Source organism: Proteus vulgaris, from assembly GCF_023100685.1.
GTDB lineage: Bacteria > Pseudomonadota > Gammaproteobacteria > Enterobacterales > Enterobacteriaceae > Proteus.
Genome location: NZ_CP090064.1, coordinates 1396179 through 1413976, shown reverse-complemented (window position 1 = coordinate 1413976; position 17798 = coordinate 1396179). Strand labels below are relative to the sequence as shown.

At 37.5% G+C, this 17798-nt stretch carries 13 protein-coding genes; 1 reads left to right on the top strand and 12 read right to left on the bottom strand.

Translation table 11 applies throughout. The annotated features are described in order from the left end of the window. Positions 1–319: 319 nt before the first annotated feature. The 5 genes from aphA to cmoM form a co-directional block, all read right to left on the bottom strand. Positions 320–1033, bottom strand: coding sequence for an acid phosphatase AphA (gene aphA / locus LW139_RS06585; RefSeq protein ID WP_166539629.1), 714 nt, complete (start codon positions 1031–1033; stop codon positions 320–322). A gap of 225 nt (positions 1034–1258) precedes the next feature. Beyond that, entirely contained in the window at positions 1259–5719 is a 4461-nt protein-coding gene (mukB, locus tag LW139_RS06580; protein WP_247850801.1) for a chromosome partition protein MukB, read from the bottom strand. Beyond that, a complete protein-coding gene (mukE, locus tag LW139_RS06575) occupies positions 5716–6447 on the bottom strand; it encodes a chromosome partition protein MukE (protein WP_166539631.1) in 732 nt (243 codons plus the stop codon). The genes mukB and mukE overlap by 4 nt, the downstream gene beginning before the upstream one ends. Continuing rightward, on the bottom strand, positions 6428–7750 hold the full coding sequence (gene mukF / locus LW139_RS06570; protein ID WP_072069667.1) for a chromosome partition protein MukF: 1323 nt from the start codon (positions 7748–7750) through the stop codon (positions 6428–6430). The genes mukE and mukF overlap by 20 nt, the downstream gene beginning before the upstream one ends. A 9-nt stretch (positions 7751–7759) precedes the next feature. Next, positions 7760–8533 (bottom strand): tRNA uridine 5-oxyacetic acid(34) methyltransferase CmoM, encoded by a 774-nt coding sequence (gene cmoM, locus LW139_RS06565; protein ID WP_166539632.1) that lies wholly within the window; start codon positions 8531–8533, stop codon positions 7760–7762. A gap of 375 nt (positions 8534–8908) precedes the next feature. Between cmoM and elyC the strand changes: the two genes are divergently transcribed. Further along, positions 8909–9739, top strand: a complete 831-nt coding sequence (gene elyC / locus LW139_RS06560) for an envelope biogenesis factor ElyC (RefSeq protein WP_166539633.1) — start codon at positions 8909–8911, stop codon at positions 9737–9739. A gap of 80 nt (positions 9740–9819) precedes the next feature. On the opposite strand, the gene kdsB is transcribed toward elyC, so the two are convergent. The 7 genes from kdsB to ihfB all read right to left on the bottom strand — a co-directional run bounded on the left by kdsB (position 9820) and on the right by ihfB (position 17764). Beyond that, positions 9820–10581, bottom strand: coding sequence for a 3-deoxy-manno-octulosonate cytidylyltransferase (kdsB, locus tag LW139_RS06555; protein ID WP_099074994.1), 762 nt, complete (start codon positions 10579–10581; stop codon positions 9820–9822). A 4-nt stretch (positions 10582–10585) separates the two neighbouring features. Beyond that, positions 10586–10765, bottom strand: a complete 180-nt coding sequence (locus tag LW139_RS06550) for a Trm112 family protein (RefSeq protein WP_004244593.1) — start codon at positions 10763–10765, stop codon at positions 10586–10588. 415 nt (positions 10766–11180) lie between these two features. Continuing rightward, entirely contained in the window at positions 11181–11396 is a 216-nt protein-coding gene (locus LW139_RS06545) for a cold-shock protein (RefSeq protein WP_023581324.1), read from the bottom strand. Positions 11397–11918: 522 nt separating this feature from the next. Then, positions 11919–12908, bottom strand: a complete 990-nt coding sequence (gene lpxK, locus LW139_RS06540; protein ID WP_166539634.1) for a tetraacyldisaccharide 4'-kinase — start codon at positions 12906–12908, stop codon at positions 11919–11921. Further along, the gene (msbA, locus tag LW139_RS06535; protein WP_166539635.1) at positions 12905–14650 is read right to left on the bottom strand and encodes a lipid A ABC transporter ATP-binding protein/permease MsbA; all 1746 of its coding nucleotides are present in this window, start codon (positions 14648–14650) and stop codon (positions 12905–12907) included. Before msbA ends, lpxK begins: the two co-directional genes overlap by 4 nt. A gap of 36 nt (positions 14651–14686) precedes the next feature. After that, positions 14687–17026: a DNA internalization-related competence protein ComEC/Rec2 gene (locus LW139_RS06530; protein ID WP_247850799.1), complete on the bottom strand. Its 2340-nt coding sequence runs from the start codon at positions 17024–17026 to the stop codon at positions 14687–14689. A 450-nt stretch (positions 17027–17476) separates the two neighbouring features. After that, a complete protein-coding gene (gene ihfB, locus LW139_RS06525; protein WP_006537420.1) occupies positions 17477–17764 on the bottom strand; it encodes an integration host factor subunit beta in 288 nt (95 codons plus the stop codon). Positions 17765–17798 lie beyond the last annotated feature (34 nt).

Below are 17798 nucleotides of genomic sequence, written 5' to 3'. Positions count from 1 at the left end.
GGTATCCTAGAATATTAGATGAGCTTGGAAAAGAGTTTTATAGGAATAAACTAATATTTTTAAAGTTTTATAAACCCTTGATGGGAATTTGATTTTATTTAATCATAAAAAGACTACTTTGCTGTTTTTATATTCACAATATTATTTTATATGGAAAAATAACCAAAGGGTAAAAAACAGACAAATAAAAGTAAGCGTTTTATAGAAATTAAGAATTAAAATTTGCTAAATAAATTTATTTAAATGAAAGGTATTTTTTAGATAGAAAAAAGGCGTAGTTTCCTACGCCTTACAAATAAAGGTAAACAAAGGGTAAAAATTAATATTCTGAATTGATAACGACTTCTTCACCAAACTGACCTGCTTTTGGCAGTGGTTGGTAAGAAGAGTTAGCTGCACGCAGAATACGAATACCACGGATATTCAGTTCATCTGCTGCTGCGATATCGGCATCAGCATCACCGTAGTAAATTTTCAGTTTATGATCACGCATCCAGCTTACTTTATTATTTGCGCCTGGTTGGTCACCCGCGAAAATAACAGGTTGCATTTTATCAGCTGGGATATTTAAACCTTCTTGAACATATTTGGTCACAGTCTCAGTTTTAGTTTGAGTACGACCAGTAATGAAATAAACAGTATCACCACGTTTTAAGTGCATTTGAACAAGATCGATACCGACTTGTTTAGGCATACTGAATTTATCCCACTCGTTATTCATTTTTTCCCAGAACTCTGGGTTTTTCAGATAACTGAAATCATTTGGAGAATATTCTAGTTTACCGCGGTAAAAACCTGGGCTTGAGAATAAAACAGTATCATCAATATCAAAACCAACAGCCATTGGTGCTTGACCAACTAAACTTTTCTCGATTTCTGCAACAGAAACCCAATTAATTGGTTGTTGTTGTGCTAATTGAGCAACAGTAACACCTGGGTTTACAACTTCTGGCATATGAACTTTTGCCATTGCCGCGCCATTTAAACTTAACGCTAAAGCAATTGCACTAAAAGCTAACGTGACTTTACGCATTTTCTTTCCTTTAATTTTTATATTAATCACATACGGCAATAATCATAGACATCACGCTTACATTTAAATGAGATATAGCGCACGTTGTATCATTTAAATTTTCATTTTTTTGTTAATTTACTTTCATTTTTTGATCTATCTAACACTTTGAAAAAAGAAGGCACTATGAGTATATGCCCGTAGCGCCTTCTATTTGCCTATTTGTAGCTGATTACCCAAATAAAATTATTCTGTTATTTCAGCAACATTTGATGATGCAATTTTATCTTTTTCTGCGTGTTGACCAAAACCTTTTAAACCGACAACGTGAACATGTTCAGTACCATTGAACACTTTACGAACGAGTTTATAAGTTGTACCTTTTTCTGGACTGATATTTTCTGGTGCTGCAATGATTAATTGCATATCTAAACGATCACAAAGTTCGAATAGCGTTGCAATAGATTTCGCATCCAAACGTGCAGCTTCATCGAGGAAAAGCAAACGACAAGGGGAAATATCTTTTCCTCTTAAGCGTCGAGATTCTTCTTCCCAACTTTGTACAACCATCACCAAAATTGACATACCAGTACCAATCGCTTCACCGGTTGATAACGCGCCACTTTCCGCTTTTAACCACCCTTCTGGTCCACGATTAACCTCGACATCCATTTCTAAATAATTACGATAATCTAACAGCTCCTCTCCCACTGTTTGTGGCATACGTTGCCCAATATCTACTTGTGGATTTAAGCGTTGATAGAGCTTCGCCATCGCTTCAGAGAAAGTAAGGTTTTGGTTTTTAAATAAGTCTTGGTATTGATTATCTTCTTCTGATAACACATCAAGAAGCACTTGATGGCTTTCACGAATATTGACGTTAAGTCGAACTCCTCGCACTTGGCCAAATGAAACCGCTTGTAAACCTTGGTTTAGCATACGGATACGATTTTGCTCACGCTGAATAGTTTTACGAATAATATTCGCGACACTTCGTGAGCTAATCGCTAATTTCTGTTCACGGCTTGTCAGTTCTTCCGTTAAGCGAGCAAGCTCAATTTCCATCTGTTCAATTGCATCAACGGGATCATCGGTTTTAATAATATCTTGGCGAATTCGCTCTCTTAAATGCTGATATACCGCAATAAAGAACTGAACTTTACGATCAGGATATTTAGCATCTTCAGAACGACGTAATGCATCACGTAAATATTCATTATCAGCAACAGCTTGACGTAATGCACCTAGCGCCTTATCCGACATTGAACGTAATTCATCAGCAGAAAGGTAAGCGAAATCTCGGCGATGTAAACGACGTTCCATACCATTTTCTTTCACCAATCGCATCACTGCACACCAACCCGCTTTTGCACTCACAACATGCTCTCGGATTTGAGTGTAATCACGCTCAAGTTTACGAATTTTTTTGGTCAGATTATCGCGTTCGGCTTCACTCAGTGCGATATCGCGTTCAAGTTGGCTAATACGAGTACGGTTAGCACTAACTGCAGAATAACGTTGATCCCGTAGTTCTTTTGCTCTTACTTCTGCTCCAACATCAATATGTATCCCCGTATCACGCATCTCCTGCTCAAGCTCTCTAAGCAATTCAGATTTAGTATCAAAAGAACTCTTTAATGATGCGAGCACTTGATTAAATTGAGCACATTGTGCTTGTTGTTGGCGATAAAGCTCCCTTGCTGTAGCGCGTTCAGTTTCTGCCATCTCTAAACGGTGGCGTAGTTTCTCATTAAGATCACTATTTTCGCTCACAATCTCAACAGCATCGCTATAACTAAAATGCGCACGACGTTGTACTACTTCCACCAGCAAGAAAGCTTGTTGTTGATAACGTTGTTGCTCTGCTTTTGCTTGTTCGTAGTCTTGCGTTAATTGCTCGTGCTCTTGTGGATCACTTTGCAAAATTGACGCAATAGGCTCTAGGGTTGCGAGTGCTTTTTCATGACGCTGTAAGTGGCGCATAGACTCTTCAGCGGCATACAGCTCTTCACGTAGCTCTTCAACACGGTCAATCAATGTTTCATCCATCAAGATATTCACTTGAGGGATCAGTTTATTAAGCAAATTCAGTGATTCTTTGGCACGAGCATAATGTTGGCGTTGCTGCTGAGTGCTTTCTTCATACTGTGCTAATGCTCTTTCTAGCTCATTACGTCTTTGATTAAGCTGGCGGATATCCTCTTCAGGATCAGCTTCAAAAGCAACTGAAATATGTTGCCCAACAAATTGGCTAAAGGCATGGTGTGCACGTTGAATTTTTTGCACATCAAAAGCTTGCGTTGCATAAAGTTCAGAAAGTTCATCACGTTGACGAGATAATATTTCTAATTGATTTTCACGCGCGGCACGACCAAAAAGTGGGATCTCAGGGTAGCGAGAATAACGCCATTGTCTATCTGAGCTCTTGATAAGAACCGCTTTATCCATCTCTTGTGCATTAAACACACTGTCATCGAAAGATTGAGGATCGCCTTCGATAAAATAGAGATCTTCTGGGCAATCGTCTAATATTTCTAATTGCGCCTGAACTTGGGATAAGTCCTGTACAACAATAGCATGGCGTGCTGGGCCATATAACGCTGAGAAATAAGGTGCATCATCTAATGTAATATCATCATAAATCTCTGATAATAAAACCCCATTAAAACGCTCTGCTAACGTAATTAACCGTCCATCTTCAGCACCACTTGGCTGACTTAAACGTTCAATTTGCGCTTCAATTTGTTGTTTGCGTGTTGCTGTTTCATCACGTAATACGGTGGCTTCGCGCTCTTTTTCAAGTAACTGTTGCATATATTCTGTTACTTGATGACCCGTTTCAAAAGATTGACGAGTTTGCTCACACAGTTGCGTTAATGCATCTTGTGCCGCAAGCCATGCTGGGGCTTGTTTTTTTAGCTTTTCAATTTGTTGTTTGAGTTGATCCAGCTCTTGGCGCATTTGCATACGATGTTCGCCAGACTCATTAACATAATCGCTAAGCTCTTCAATTTTAGCTTCTAGCTCATCTTGTAAAATTAACAGATCATCTGGCTCCATCAATTTGCCATGATGTTTGTTAAACTCTTCAAGTTGGCGCTGAGCATTGTTTCGCTGATGTAAACGTTGCTCTAATTCTGCTAATTGCATACGAATAGGATGAACCCTATCCGCTTGGTGTCGATGAGAAGACCATTCACGTAATGCCGTTTTTGCAGCATCCCATGCATTTTGACGTTCAACTTCACCTACAATTGAACTCACTAGTTTATAGGCTTGATCAAATTGTGTTTTCGCAGCTTCAGAAACATTGAGTTTCTGCTCCATAGAAAGCAATGAATGAGTAATGGTTTGAATTTTCGCTTGGATCCGTTCAGCCCACTGATCAGCATTACTTTCATCTAAATCAGCAATATCACATTGTGCTTTAGCACGCTCTAAAGCCTGTACAGCTTGGCGATATTGGATAGCGCGTGTTTGTTGTACATCTAATGCTTGCTGATAGTCTGCTAACTGATTTTTCAGTTCATCGACTTCTTCTTCTGCCGATTCTACACGTGCTTCAAGTTCTTCTTTCTTAGACGCGGCTTCTTCAACCACTTCACTTTGTTCTTCTAAGCGAAAAGTTATCTCTTCCACATCGGCAACATAACGGTCAATTTTTTCTTGTTGACGAACCGCATTTTGCACTAGGTTTAATCGGTCACTTGCTGCTTGATAATCCGCTTCAAGATCAGAAGAAAGTGCTTGTTGCTCTTCCAGCTCTTTACCCATTTCAACAAAACGATATGCCTCGTTATTAATGGATTTTCTCTGGCTCCATAATTCACGGCGAACTTCTAAAGCTTCATCAAGATGAACTCGTCGTTCATTGGCATGGCGCATATAGTCAGCTGCAACATAAGATGTCGCTTCTGTAATTAAGTGCTTAAATAAGTCACGATCAGATTGAGTGACACGAATAGCTTCAAGCGTCATTCGGTTTTCACGTAGTGCGCCTTCCATATCTTGGAAAGCTTTTCTGACTCCGCTATTTTCAGGTAGTAAATAATCACGTAGAGAGCGTGTAATCGCACTTGAAATACCACCATACAATGAAGCTTCAATTAAGCGATAAAATTTAGCGCGATCACTCGCTGAACGTAAACGTTTAGGAATAACCCCCAAATCGAACATCACTGCATGGAAGTCAGTAATTGAATTAAATTGTCTGAAAACAACCCCATCAATGGCTTCAACTTTTTCTTTTAATTCATTGAGTGGTAAAACCCTTGCTTGGCGATCTGCAACAGCTTGAGTCAGAATTTCTGTCGGGTTTTCTGCCATCGGCAGCCCTTGGATCATAAAGGGTTTGATATCAACTTTTTTATCGCGACCAGCAATCTGCTGTAAACGCACCCCTACCACAGCACGTAAATGACGTGAGTTGATCACATCTAATACAGCGTAACAGACGCCAGGACGTAACTTCCCATATAAACCTTTATCACGAGAACCACTTGTTGATCCAGCTTCGGTGGTATTACGAAAGTGCAGTAAAGTCAGATCAGGGATCATTGCTGTGATAAATGCGGCCATAGTGGTTGATTTACCAGCACCATTCCCGCCTGATAATGTCGTCACCAATTCATCTAAGTCAAAAGTGCGAGCAAAGAACCCATTCCAGTTGATCAGTGTTAATGAGCGAAATTTTCCACGTTCAATCATTTATTTTCTTCCTCCGCATCATCTTCACCTGATTGTAATTGCTCATCTTCATTTTCTTCATCATCATTTGGTGTCTCTGATCCTGTATCAAGCGCCATCGCTTCACCATCACGGATCATTCGCATTTGAGCTTCCAGTGGTGAATCACCACTGCGCACATCAGCACCAAAGCGGAACACTGATTCTGTTATTGAAAAACGCTGTAAGTCATTTAATAAGAATGAGATCATACCTAAACGACGTAAACGATTCAGAGAGGTTCTCATTTTTTCTTGCAGTTTTTGTAAATCAAGATCAGAACCGGTGGAACGCTGATTCACTAAACGTAATAATTTATTTTCATCTGCTAGCGTTCTTAATTCATCGAATAGCTCTTGAACAGTAAATATACCCTGATTCGCTAATCGCTCTGGGCTAAGATAGAGATAACAAAGAATTTTCCCCACCAGCATATCCATTTCAGACAGTACAGAACGAGGAATAAGCGTAGTTGAGCGAGGACGTAGATAGAAGAAACCTTCTGGAGCTCGGATTAATTCAACATTATAACGCGCATAAAAATCTGACAATTCATCTTGAAAGTCCATCAAGAAGGCATGATTATCCAGAGAATCTATACCAATATGTCGACCTGCACGTAACTGGCTATCCAGTTCAGGAAAAAGTGAGTTCGCTAATGCCTGCGCCAACTTTGCTGGCATAAATTGTTCAGTATGTATCGATGACATGCGCTTGTACCTTAGCTCCATATTCGTTAATTTCTGACCATTTTGCAGGTAATCCTGCGAGCTCAGCTTTTGCTACACCTAATCGTACCGCCTGATCAATCACAATACGGGCAACATCAAAATGTTTCTGCTGCGGGTAACGATCAAGGTATTCAACTAATACTGAACTGAGATCTAATGCTCTTTGCTCTAATTTGTAAGAAGCAAGCTCTTGCTCTACCCATTGCGCTATTTGTTCATTCACTTCACTGAACATTTGATATTCGAGTTCTTCAGGTAATTCACCTGTAACTTCTTCATCTCGTAAAGTCAGTTCTTCATCACGCATATCATACAACCTATCTGCATTAGCGTAAGTTAATGCCCATGGGCTGTCGAAATAGTTTTGTACTGATTGACGTAATCGACGAGAGAATATACGGTTTTTATCCATATCTATCGCAGTACGAATAAATTTATGGACGTGTCTATCATAGCCAATCCATAAATCAATAGATTGCTGACCCCAACTAATAATACGGTCTAGCTTACTTTGTAGCTCAAATACTAACGTATCTATTTGATCAACATGACCTGTATTCATGTTTGCTTCTTGAATACGCAATAGATTGGCTTGAAGTTTATCACCCGCGGCTTCAAGCGTATCTTGTAGCTCTCTTAATGTGCCAGAGGTTTCAGATAACAGTTGTTCACAGCTTGATATAGCAGCTTGCCAGTCTTGATTTAATAATGCCGCAATATCTTCTTTTACTGTATTTTGCTGTTCATCCATAATTCGCTGTGACAAATCAATGCTATCGAAAATTTCTGCAACTGAATATTTCAGTGGCGCAAAAACATTACGATGCCAATGATATTCATCGCCACCATCTTCAGCAGAACTTGCAGCAGAATCGAGTTCTCCCGCTACAATAGATAACTGCATAGATAAACGTAACGATGAAAACTCACGTTGACGAATATAATAATCACTAATTCCAATACCTAACGGCGTTAACCGATATATTGCATTACCTTCTACCAATTCACTGGTAAAACGGTTAAAAAGCCGCTGCTTAACCATATCATTAATGGCATTATTGGCACGAACTTGAATTGATTCTGCGGGTTGTTCAAAACCTTTACAGACCTCTCTAAAGGCGTCAATTAACTCCCCTTCACTAATTTCACCATCAAGGCGTTCACTGTTTAATACAGCGACTGCCATCAAAAAAGCTAATCTTTCAGGTGGCAGTGAGATTGAGAAATCATTTTTTCTCGCCCAAGACACTAACTCAGGAACGGTCTGGGTAAAATCACTCATAGTACATCCTTAATTTACACGCTTTTGTGCCATGACATGAATGTAACGCCCCAGACTGATATAGGGCTCTTGCCGACAATAACGTTGCTCTAATGCGAGCAACGATGGAAAATCTTTATTTTGCAACTGGCGACTTTGTAAATAATCATGAAAAACACGAACTCCCGTTTTTCCTAATATTGTCATTGAAAATTCTGTCAGCCATTGATAAACATCTTCAGGTTGCAATGGATTTTGAGGCGATAATGATTTTTTTCTTCTTCGAGGAATTTCAGGATTTGCCAGATGAAAATTCCCCAATATCGCATTTCTCATGACAATACCATTCGCATTGTAAAACATCAGCGATAAGATACCATTAGGTAACAACATATCGGTAAGAACATTTACGGCGTCTTTCTGATCCGTGATCCATTCCAATACTGCATGAAATAGAATTAAGTCAACCCCTTCATCTATATGCTCTTTAATCTCTTGAGCTGCACAACAAATAAACGTCATGTTCTCGACAACACCCTCTTCAATCGCAGCCTCTTGTGCACGATTTAGCATCTCTTGTGATAAATCACATAAGATAATTTGGTGTCCTAATTTAGCAAGCTGACGAGAGAAATAACCTTCACCTCCACCTGCATCTAAAATACGCAAACTCCGGCTAGGTAAGAGGGTCAATAATTGTTGTAAATCTTCCCAAATCACCGCTTGACGTATTTTACCCTTTGTTGTGCCATAGATATTGCGGGAGAATTTATCTGCAATATCGTCAAAATTACGATCTGACATTAAAACGCCTCATGATAACAACTTACTACTTGCGCTCTTTGCGTTCTGATAAATTCAAAAATATGAGACACTGTACATAAATAAAGACGGCAATTTTACCAGTGTTCTATGATACTGACTGTTTTCTCTAAAGAAATAAGTCATGAATCAGATTATTCGCAAAGCGCAGTATAAATATAACGCTTATTAATGAAAAAATTAACGTTCAAACGTTTATCGTTTTATAAATAATTAAACGGTTCTTTATTTCTATTGATGAAAACTTAGTGAAACGTTGTTGTGTTAGCTATTTTGACACAACGTCTTGGAATTCCCCTAGTTTTCACTAAGCTTTCGCTATCAATTGCATGTATTTCACTCAATCTAGGATGATTTATGCTGTTTTTGCTCAAAAAATATGTTGCAGGCTTTCTGATGCCCTTGCCTTTGCTCTTATTAATCGCCTTTTTTGCATTAGCACTACTTTGGTTTACTCGTTGGCAAAAAACTGGAAAAAGCCTACTCACTGTTGTTCTTATTTTATTGACGATTTTAGGCATACAGCCTGTTGCTGATACACTATTAATGCCAAGTGAAAAAGAGTATCAAGCTCGTTATGAATTACGAGAAAATTCACAACAAGATGTGAACTATATTGTTGTTTTGGGTGGTGGATTTACTTATAACCCCGATTGGGCACCCAGTTCTAATCTTCTTAACAATAGTCTATTTCGTGTTGCTGAAGGTGTAAGACTCTATTATCGTAATCCTAATGCGATGCTAATTTTTACAGGTGGTGCAGGTGTTAATCAGATAAGTAGTGCTGAGGTAGCGGCTCAGGTAGCACAATCTTTGGGTGTACCTCCTGAAAGGACTATCGCATTATCAACACCGAAAGATACTGAAGAAGAAGCCTATGAAGTTGATAAATTAATTGGTAAAAAACCCTTTTTACTTGTGACGTCCGCTAACCATTTAGCACGCGCTGAACGTTTCTTTTTAGCCAGAGGCATGAAACCTATCGTTGCACCAGCTAATCAATTGGCTATCACTTCACCATTACATCCTTGGGAAAAATATTTCCCTTCAGCGACATATTTTCAGCATAGTGAACGTGCATGGTATGAGTTTTTAGGCTCAATGTGGCAATCAGTTAAACCTGCTGGGCAACCCGCTACTATTTCTGAAAATGAAAGTCATCAATCAGATAAAGAAGAAAACCAGTAATTAGAAATATTTTTGCTTACTGATACAAAAACGGCACTTAATTTAAGTGCCGTTGAAATTGATTTGTGTCCGTTAAAAGATCAGAACTCTTGGTTAAGTGCTCGATATGCAGCTCTGGCTGCAATAAGATCATCTTGAGTGTCAACACCCACACCAGGAACTTCTAATGCTTTTGCAACATGGATTTTTTCGCCATACCACAATACCCGCAGTTGCTCTAACATTTCAATAGATTCTAATGGGCTTGGCTCCCAAGTAATATATCGACGTATAAAGCCAGCGCGATAAGCATAAATCCCAATATGGCGGAGATAATGCTCACCAATTTCATCGTGTGATAAGTTAAAACGGTCTCTTTCCCAAGGAATGGTTGCACGAGAAAAATAAAGTGCGAAACCTTTTGCATCCATAACCACTTTCACTGCATTAGGATTAAACGCTTCTTTTGAATCAACAATAGGCACTGCCAATGTTGCCATTCCTGCACCACAACTTGCTAAATTTTCAGCAACTTGAGTAATAATTGCGGGAGGAATAAGAGGTTCATCACCTTGTACGTTAACGATTATCTCGTCATCTGCAAATTGGTATTTTTCAATGACTTCAGCTAAACGTTCTGTACCCGAATGGTGATCTTCTCGGGTCATACAGGCTTCCCCACCCGCTTTTTCCACAGCGGCAACAACATCTAAGTTATCGGTTGCGACAATGACACGGTTTGCACCAGAACGCATAGCCTGTTCCATAACACGAACAATCATAGGTTTACCGTGAATATCCGCGAGGGGTTTACCCGGTAAGCGGGTCGATGCATATCGACCAGGGATTATGACCGTGAACATGAAGTTACTTTTCCTCTTCTAGTGATAATTCTCTTGCTTCATTCTCCAGAAGAACGGGGATATTGTCACGAACAGGATAAGCTAAATGATCAATTTTGCAGATAAGCTCTGAATTTTCTTTATCAAAGATAAGTTTGCCGTGGCAAACTGGACAAGCAATAATTTCAAGTAAGCGGTGATCCATTTTTTCCCTCTCAAGGGTTAATCATTTTATATAGCAAAAGGATATCATAAGGAAGGATCAGCGTTAATACTCAAAGCCTCTCGTTTAGTGATAATTCGAAAATTATTTTGGTTATTAATAAATTTATTATTTTCTTTTTTACTATAAGCAACAAAAAAGCCACATTAATGTGGCTTTTTATCGTTGAGTCTGCAACATCATTAATAAAGAATTACATTCCACTTTTATTGATAATAATTTAACCTTTTTATTATCTTTATTGCATTCTAATTAACGTTATAACTCTTTTATATTACTTATTCGGTTTGGTAGTAAGCTATTTGACCTTACCTGCCCCAAAATAGGTATAAACGATAATTTAATCTCAGTGTTAAACTATCGTTTCTACTACGTCATCAACAAGGTAAAACCTTATTTAAAATCCGATAACATCAGCAGCTTCTAGGCCGGCGGCTGTTCTGATAACAGAAAATTCAACGTCTTGACCTTCTGTTAATGCTTTGTTTTTTGTATTGGCAATCGCTTTTTTATTGACATAAACTTCTTGTTCAATATCTCTTGCAACAATAAGACCATAACCTTTGTTATTGTCGAACCATTTAACGCGACCCATTCTTAATTGTAATGTCATGATAGATAAACTCCTTTTGTTCTTCGTATAGTTTTTATTTTTCTATACTAATGCATCCTACTTTTTATTATGTCTTCTTATATAAAACCCCAATTAAATTCTGAACACATTAATTTAAGTAGTGCATTTTATTATTTAATATAAATGTTCAAAACCGTGATAGCTAAACTTGATGAATATTCTAAGGCTCAATCAATATTTACAGTATCAACATGACAAAAAGATGACATGAGGAAGATATTTTATTGCGCACCTATAAATAAAATAACCGTATATAAGGAGGATTAATAATCACCATTCAAAATAGTTTCTACAATCCATTAGGTGCAAAGCCTATTGCATTCACAGCATAAAAGTATTACGTCTATATTAAAGATCCACAAAATCTCCACACAAGGCTTTTGAGTAGATAGGGTATTGGCGAGTTAAATTGAACTACGACAAAAGCGATATGCGACTGTGGGTAGGTAATCTTTTATGTAACGCTATCCTGATTTCCACTATAAATATCATTGTTTCAGATCAGATACAAGTTTTTTTCGAGCCGTAAATTAAATTGCTGACTTGTTTTAGCACAGATTGGCTATTTAACTCAGCGCTGACTGGCAAATACCACCAATTTTCTTGAGCAAAATGCTGACATTTAACAGCATCTTTTTCTGTCATAATAAGAGTTTCATTGAAAGGTGTTAAATCTTGTAATTCTTTGGCGCTGTAATCACTGTGATCACTAAATGCTTGAGTTGAAATTAATTCAATTCCTTTTTCGCGCAAAGAATTAAAAAAACGAGGAGGATGACCAATGCCAGCTATTGCTACCGCTTTAGCTATCTGTTGAACTGGCTTTTTCTCACCCGTCTTAAGGTTCACTGCAATATCACCCGCTAAAACCATTGCTATCTCATTATCTTGGCTTAAACCACCATTAACAATAATTGCATCGACTGAATGTAAGCGACTCGCACGTTCCCGCATAGGGCCAGCAGGAAGCCACCAGCCATTACCAAATCGACGCTGCCCATCGATAACAACAATTTCATAATCACGCTGTAGTGCATAATGCTGTAAACCATCATCAGTGATAATCACATCAAGTTCATGTTGTGCTAATAAGGCTTTTACTGCATCTCGTCGAACAGGTGCAACCGCAACAGGTGCACCTGTTCGATGATAAATTAACACAGGCTCATCACCTGCCATTGCAGGTGTGGTCTCTGATGTTAGTAGTAATGGATAATGATCTGATTTCCCGCCATAACCACGGGAAACAATGCCTGGTTTAAATCCTTGCAGTATTAATTGCTCAACAAGCCATATAACAACGGGGGTTTTACCATTGCCACCTGCTGTTAAGTTACCAACAACCACAACAGGAACAGAGGCTTTCCATGATGACAACCATCCTTTTTGATATGCAAAGCGCCTTAATAGAGTAATCGCGCCGTACAACCATGAAAATGGAAGTAAGAGGAGATAAAACCAAGATTTACCAGACCAAATCCGTTCAATCATTTACCAAATTGCATCCTGTGAAGTTGAGCATAAACACCTTTTTGATCGATTAAATCAATGTGTGAGCCACGTTCAACAATTTCACCATCTTCAATAACTAAAATTTCATCCGCTTTTTCAATGGTTGATAATCGGTGAGCAATCACTAAAGAGGTTCTATTTTTTTGCAGTTCATCAAGAGCTGATTGAATAGCACGTTCAGATTCTGTATCAAGTGCCGATGTAGCTTCATCAAGGATAAGAATTGGTGAATCACGTAGTAAAGCCCTCGCTATCGCGATACGTTGACGTTGTCCACCTGAAAGCAGAACACCATTTTCGCCAATTTCGGTATCTAGGCCTTTATCCATTTTATTAATAAAGTCCATTGCATGCGCCATCTTGGCCGCTTTTTCGATATCTTCACGACTGTATTGGTCTTCACAAGCATAAACAATATTGTTTGCTACTGTTTCATTAAATAAGTGAACATTTTGAGAAACAAGAGCAACTTGATTACGTAAAGATTTCAACGTGTATTCACGAATATCATGACCATTAATCAATATTTGCCCTTCATTGATGTCATAGAAACGCGTGATCAGATTCGCTATTGTTGACTTACCTGAACCAGAACGTCCCACTAATGCAACAGTTTTTCCTGCTGGAATAGTAAATGACATATTTTTCAAGGCAGGAGTATCTTTTGTCACATACTGGAAAGTCACATTACGGAATTCAATATCACCCGTTGGTTTTTTCAGTTCTAGTTTACCTGTGTCTTTCTCTTGTTCCATATCGAGAATAGCAAATAATGTCTGGCAAGCTGCCATACCTCTTTGGAACTGAGCATTCACATTCGTCAATGATTTCAATGGGCGCATTAATGCAACCATTGATGAGAAAACAACGGTGATTGTACCTGCAGTTAATGTATTCATAATGTCAGGGAAGCTAGCAGCGTACAGAACAAATGCTAACGCAAAGGAAGCAATTAATTGAATAATAGGATCTGAAATTGACGATGCAACAACCATACGCATACCTTGGCGACGAATATGGTTACTCACATGATTAAAGCGCTTATTCTCTACTTCTTGACCATTAAAAATAAGTACTTCTTTATGTCCTTTCAGCATCTGTTCAGCGCTAGTTGTTACTTGTCCCATGCTATTTTGAATACGTTTACTAATCGTTCTAAAACGTGTTGATACCAAACGAATAACAATAGCAACAATAGGGGCAATAACAATGAGGATCATGGATAATTGCCAACTATAGTAAAACATCAAGCCAAAGAGCCCGATAATGTAGGCACCTTCACGAACAACTGTAATTAATGCACCTGATGATGAAGACGCAACTTGCTCTGAATCATATGTAATACGAGAAAGCAAAGTTCCTGTTGATTGCTGGTCAAAAAAGCTCACCGGCATTCCCATAATGTGGGAAAACAGTCGGCGACGCATATTCATTACAACTTTCCCAGATACCCAAGAAAGACAGTAACTTGAAATAAAGTTAGATATACCACGCAGAACTATCAGTCCAATAACAGCAATCGGCATCCATTTTAATACGTCATTACTTGCTTTACCAAAACCTTCATCAAGCAGTGGTTTTAATAAAGAAATCATAAATGCATCCACACCCGCATTGATGATTAATGCAATTGCTGCAGCGATCAAACCCGCTTTGAAAATCCGAATCATCGGCCATAAGCGTCGGAATGTTTGCCACGTTGATAGGTCTATATCATTCATATATATTACCAAACTTTTAATAATTAGCCGGTCATTCTACTCGGGAAACGTCAAAACACCAAACCACTGATGATACCAGCGAGGTAAAATATCTCGTCTATAGGTAAATACATCAATATTATCTTGATTAAACTCGATCGAAATCTGCCCACTAATAGAGGTTGTTAGCCAATTAATAGCTTCTTTTTTATAACGAAGATGTACTTTATCAGAAGGTAAACGCCAAAGGCTATAACGAGCAGCAGAAACGAGTGCAAATTTAGGCGACACTGTTTGAATAAACGCCAATGTGGACGATGTTTGGCTACCATGATGAGGAACCTGTAAAATATCAGCGCTTAATTGGCGATTTTTCGACCTTATTAATTGTATTTCCGCCTCTTTTTCAATGTCACCTGTCAACAGTATATTATGTTTACCATCACTTACATTGATCACACATGATTGATTATTTTTAGGTGAGAGAACTTTATTTGGTGGCCATAATGCATCAAACTTAACCCCTTTCCATTGCCATGATTCCCCCTGTAAGCAGGGTAAATGTGAAGAATTATCAAAGCTACTACGAAGTGTTAAATTGGGATAAGCCATCATTAAATCATCAATACCTCCCGTATGATCTAAATGGTCATGGCTGATGATTAATGCCACAGGATTAAGCCGATGATATTTTAAATAAGGAATAATGACACTTTTTGCAATTGAACCACCACTTTTCCAGCGTATTCCTGTGTCATAAATAATCGCTTCTCTATCTTTTTCAAGAATAATAGCTAAGCCATGGCCAACATCTAACATAGACATACGCCATTGATAACGTGAGAAAGTTGTGAGTTCACAATATAAAAGAATACCAATAGCAATAAGCAAAATAAAATGATGACGCCACCATGACATTTTTATAATTGCAATAATACCAACACCTAAAAACCCCAATAAAAAAGGAATAGCACCACTATATTGCCAATAAGGTAAAAATAAAGGAGCACACCAAAAAGCAAGATTAATAGAGAGATCAACCCAGTGCCAAATTATTGGTTGTAAAAATGAAAAAAAGGATGTCAATAATCCAAACATTATTAATGGTACTGTAATAAATGAAACAATAGGAACTGCCCATAAATTAACAATAAAACTAAAAAAATTAGCACCACCAAACAAATAGAATTGAAACGGTAATAAAATAATTAGCAATCCAAATTGTAAGTGAATTAGCCTTAAAATAAACCATCGTTTTTGATGATTATATTTAGCTTTTAATGGATACATCCAATACCAAAAAATAATGGCAAATACAGCAGAAAACGAAAGCCAAAAACTGGCTGAAAGTATCGATAGTGGTTCAACAATCAATATAAGGGCAGCGCTCCAAAGAGCCCATTGCCAAGGCAGAAATAATCGGCTTTGCCAATGTAAGATCACCCAAACACTTAATCCGATAACAGCTCTTGTTGCAGGTATTCCCCAGCCCGATAAAGTCGCATAGAATACACCACATCCCCAAGCTATCAACAATGGAAATTGTGTATTTATCCATTTAATGGGAAATAAAAACTGAAGACCCCTTGCTATAACCCACCCTACAAGTGCAGCTAAACCGATATGCAATCCCGATATAACAATAAGATGTGCAACTCCCGTTTTCATATAAAGATCTTTTCTTTCATGCTCTATATCACGTTTATCACCTAGAACTAACGCAATAATCTCACCTTTATTTTTTGCTGTTTGCCAATAGGTTAAAAGAGAATGAATAAATTGAGTGCGTAGCGAAATATCAGCATGAACGAATGTAGCTAACATCACTTTTCCTGTTAAGGTTTCTTTTTTAGAGACTGCATATTTTTGGCTATCAAATCCACCTTCATTTAAATAGCTGTGTACAGCTTTAAATTGAATTTTAAATTTCCAAAATTGCCCTATTTCGATATTTTTAGGTGGATTTCTCCAATATACGTTGGCGTAAATAGAAGATGAAAAAAATGTCTCTTTTGGAATGGGAATTTTGATAATAATATTACCATCTGATAATTGACGATATTCAACAATATTTGTTTCAAATGACACAATATTATCAACAAGTTGAGTTGTTTTTACCATCAATGAGTATGCGATAAGATTAGAATAAACCCAGAAGAATAAAAACAATGCTAAGAAACGAATTAATGAAAAAGGAATAAGTAATAAAGATATTGCAATAATAATTACAATATAATAAGTCGTTAAACTAAAAAGTGTATGTTGAAATAATAGAGGTAGACAACCTAATAATATTGCTAGAGCGATACTATCCAAACTCAGTGTTGTAAAATAGAATCGTTGATAATATTTTGAATAAAAAAAGTATTGTTTTATTGATAATATTTTTAACCTCAAAATACTTATTATTCCTCTCAATAAAATCATTTTTGCATCCCTTCATAAGTATCTTTAAATATCATGAAGTTATATTTTTATTAAAGGTAGCTCTTTAGAACATTTTTTCGTACTTCTTTATAAAAAGAAATTTTTTTATTGTCGTATACATTATATTTTGAGAACAAACTCGAAAAAAACAAAACAAATCAGCAATTATGATAATTAAATCAAGAAATAACGTTCAAAGTACAATAAAGTAATACAAAGAAAAGTAAGAAAGAAAATAAAAAAGGAAAATAAAAAAGGAAAATAAATAGATATGGTAAATGAAGTAAAGGAATAACAATCAAAAACTAACCAATGGAAGCAATCAAAAATAATCAACACAAATAAAAGATAATAAAAAACGGCACCGAAGTACCGTTTTTGAGAAAGTTAACTAACATCGTGCCATTTCGACAGGAGTTATTATTCCGTATAAATATTTACACGGTCACGTAACTCTTTACCTGGCTTAAAGTGTGGAACGTATTTACCTTCCAGATCTACTTTATCACCAGTTTTCGGGTTACGACCCGTACGCGGCGCACGGTAGTGTAGAGAAAAACTGCCGAATCCGCGGACTTCGATACGCTCACCATCAGCTAAAGTATCAGCCATATGATCAAGCATTTCTTTTACAGCTTCTTCAACCGTCTTAGCCGAAAGATGAGATTGTAGGCCTGCAAGTCTCTCGATTAACTCAGACTTGGTCATATTACCTCCCTAAACTACCGATAAATAGGCAACG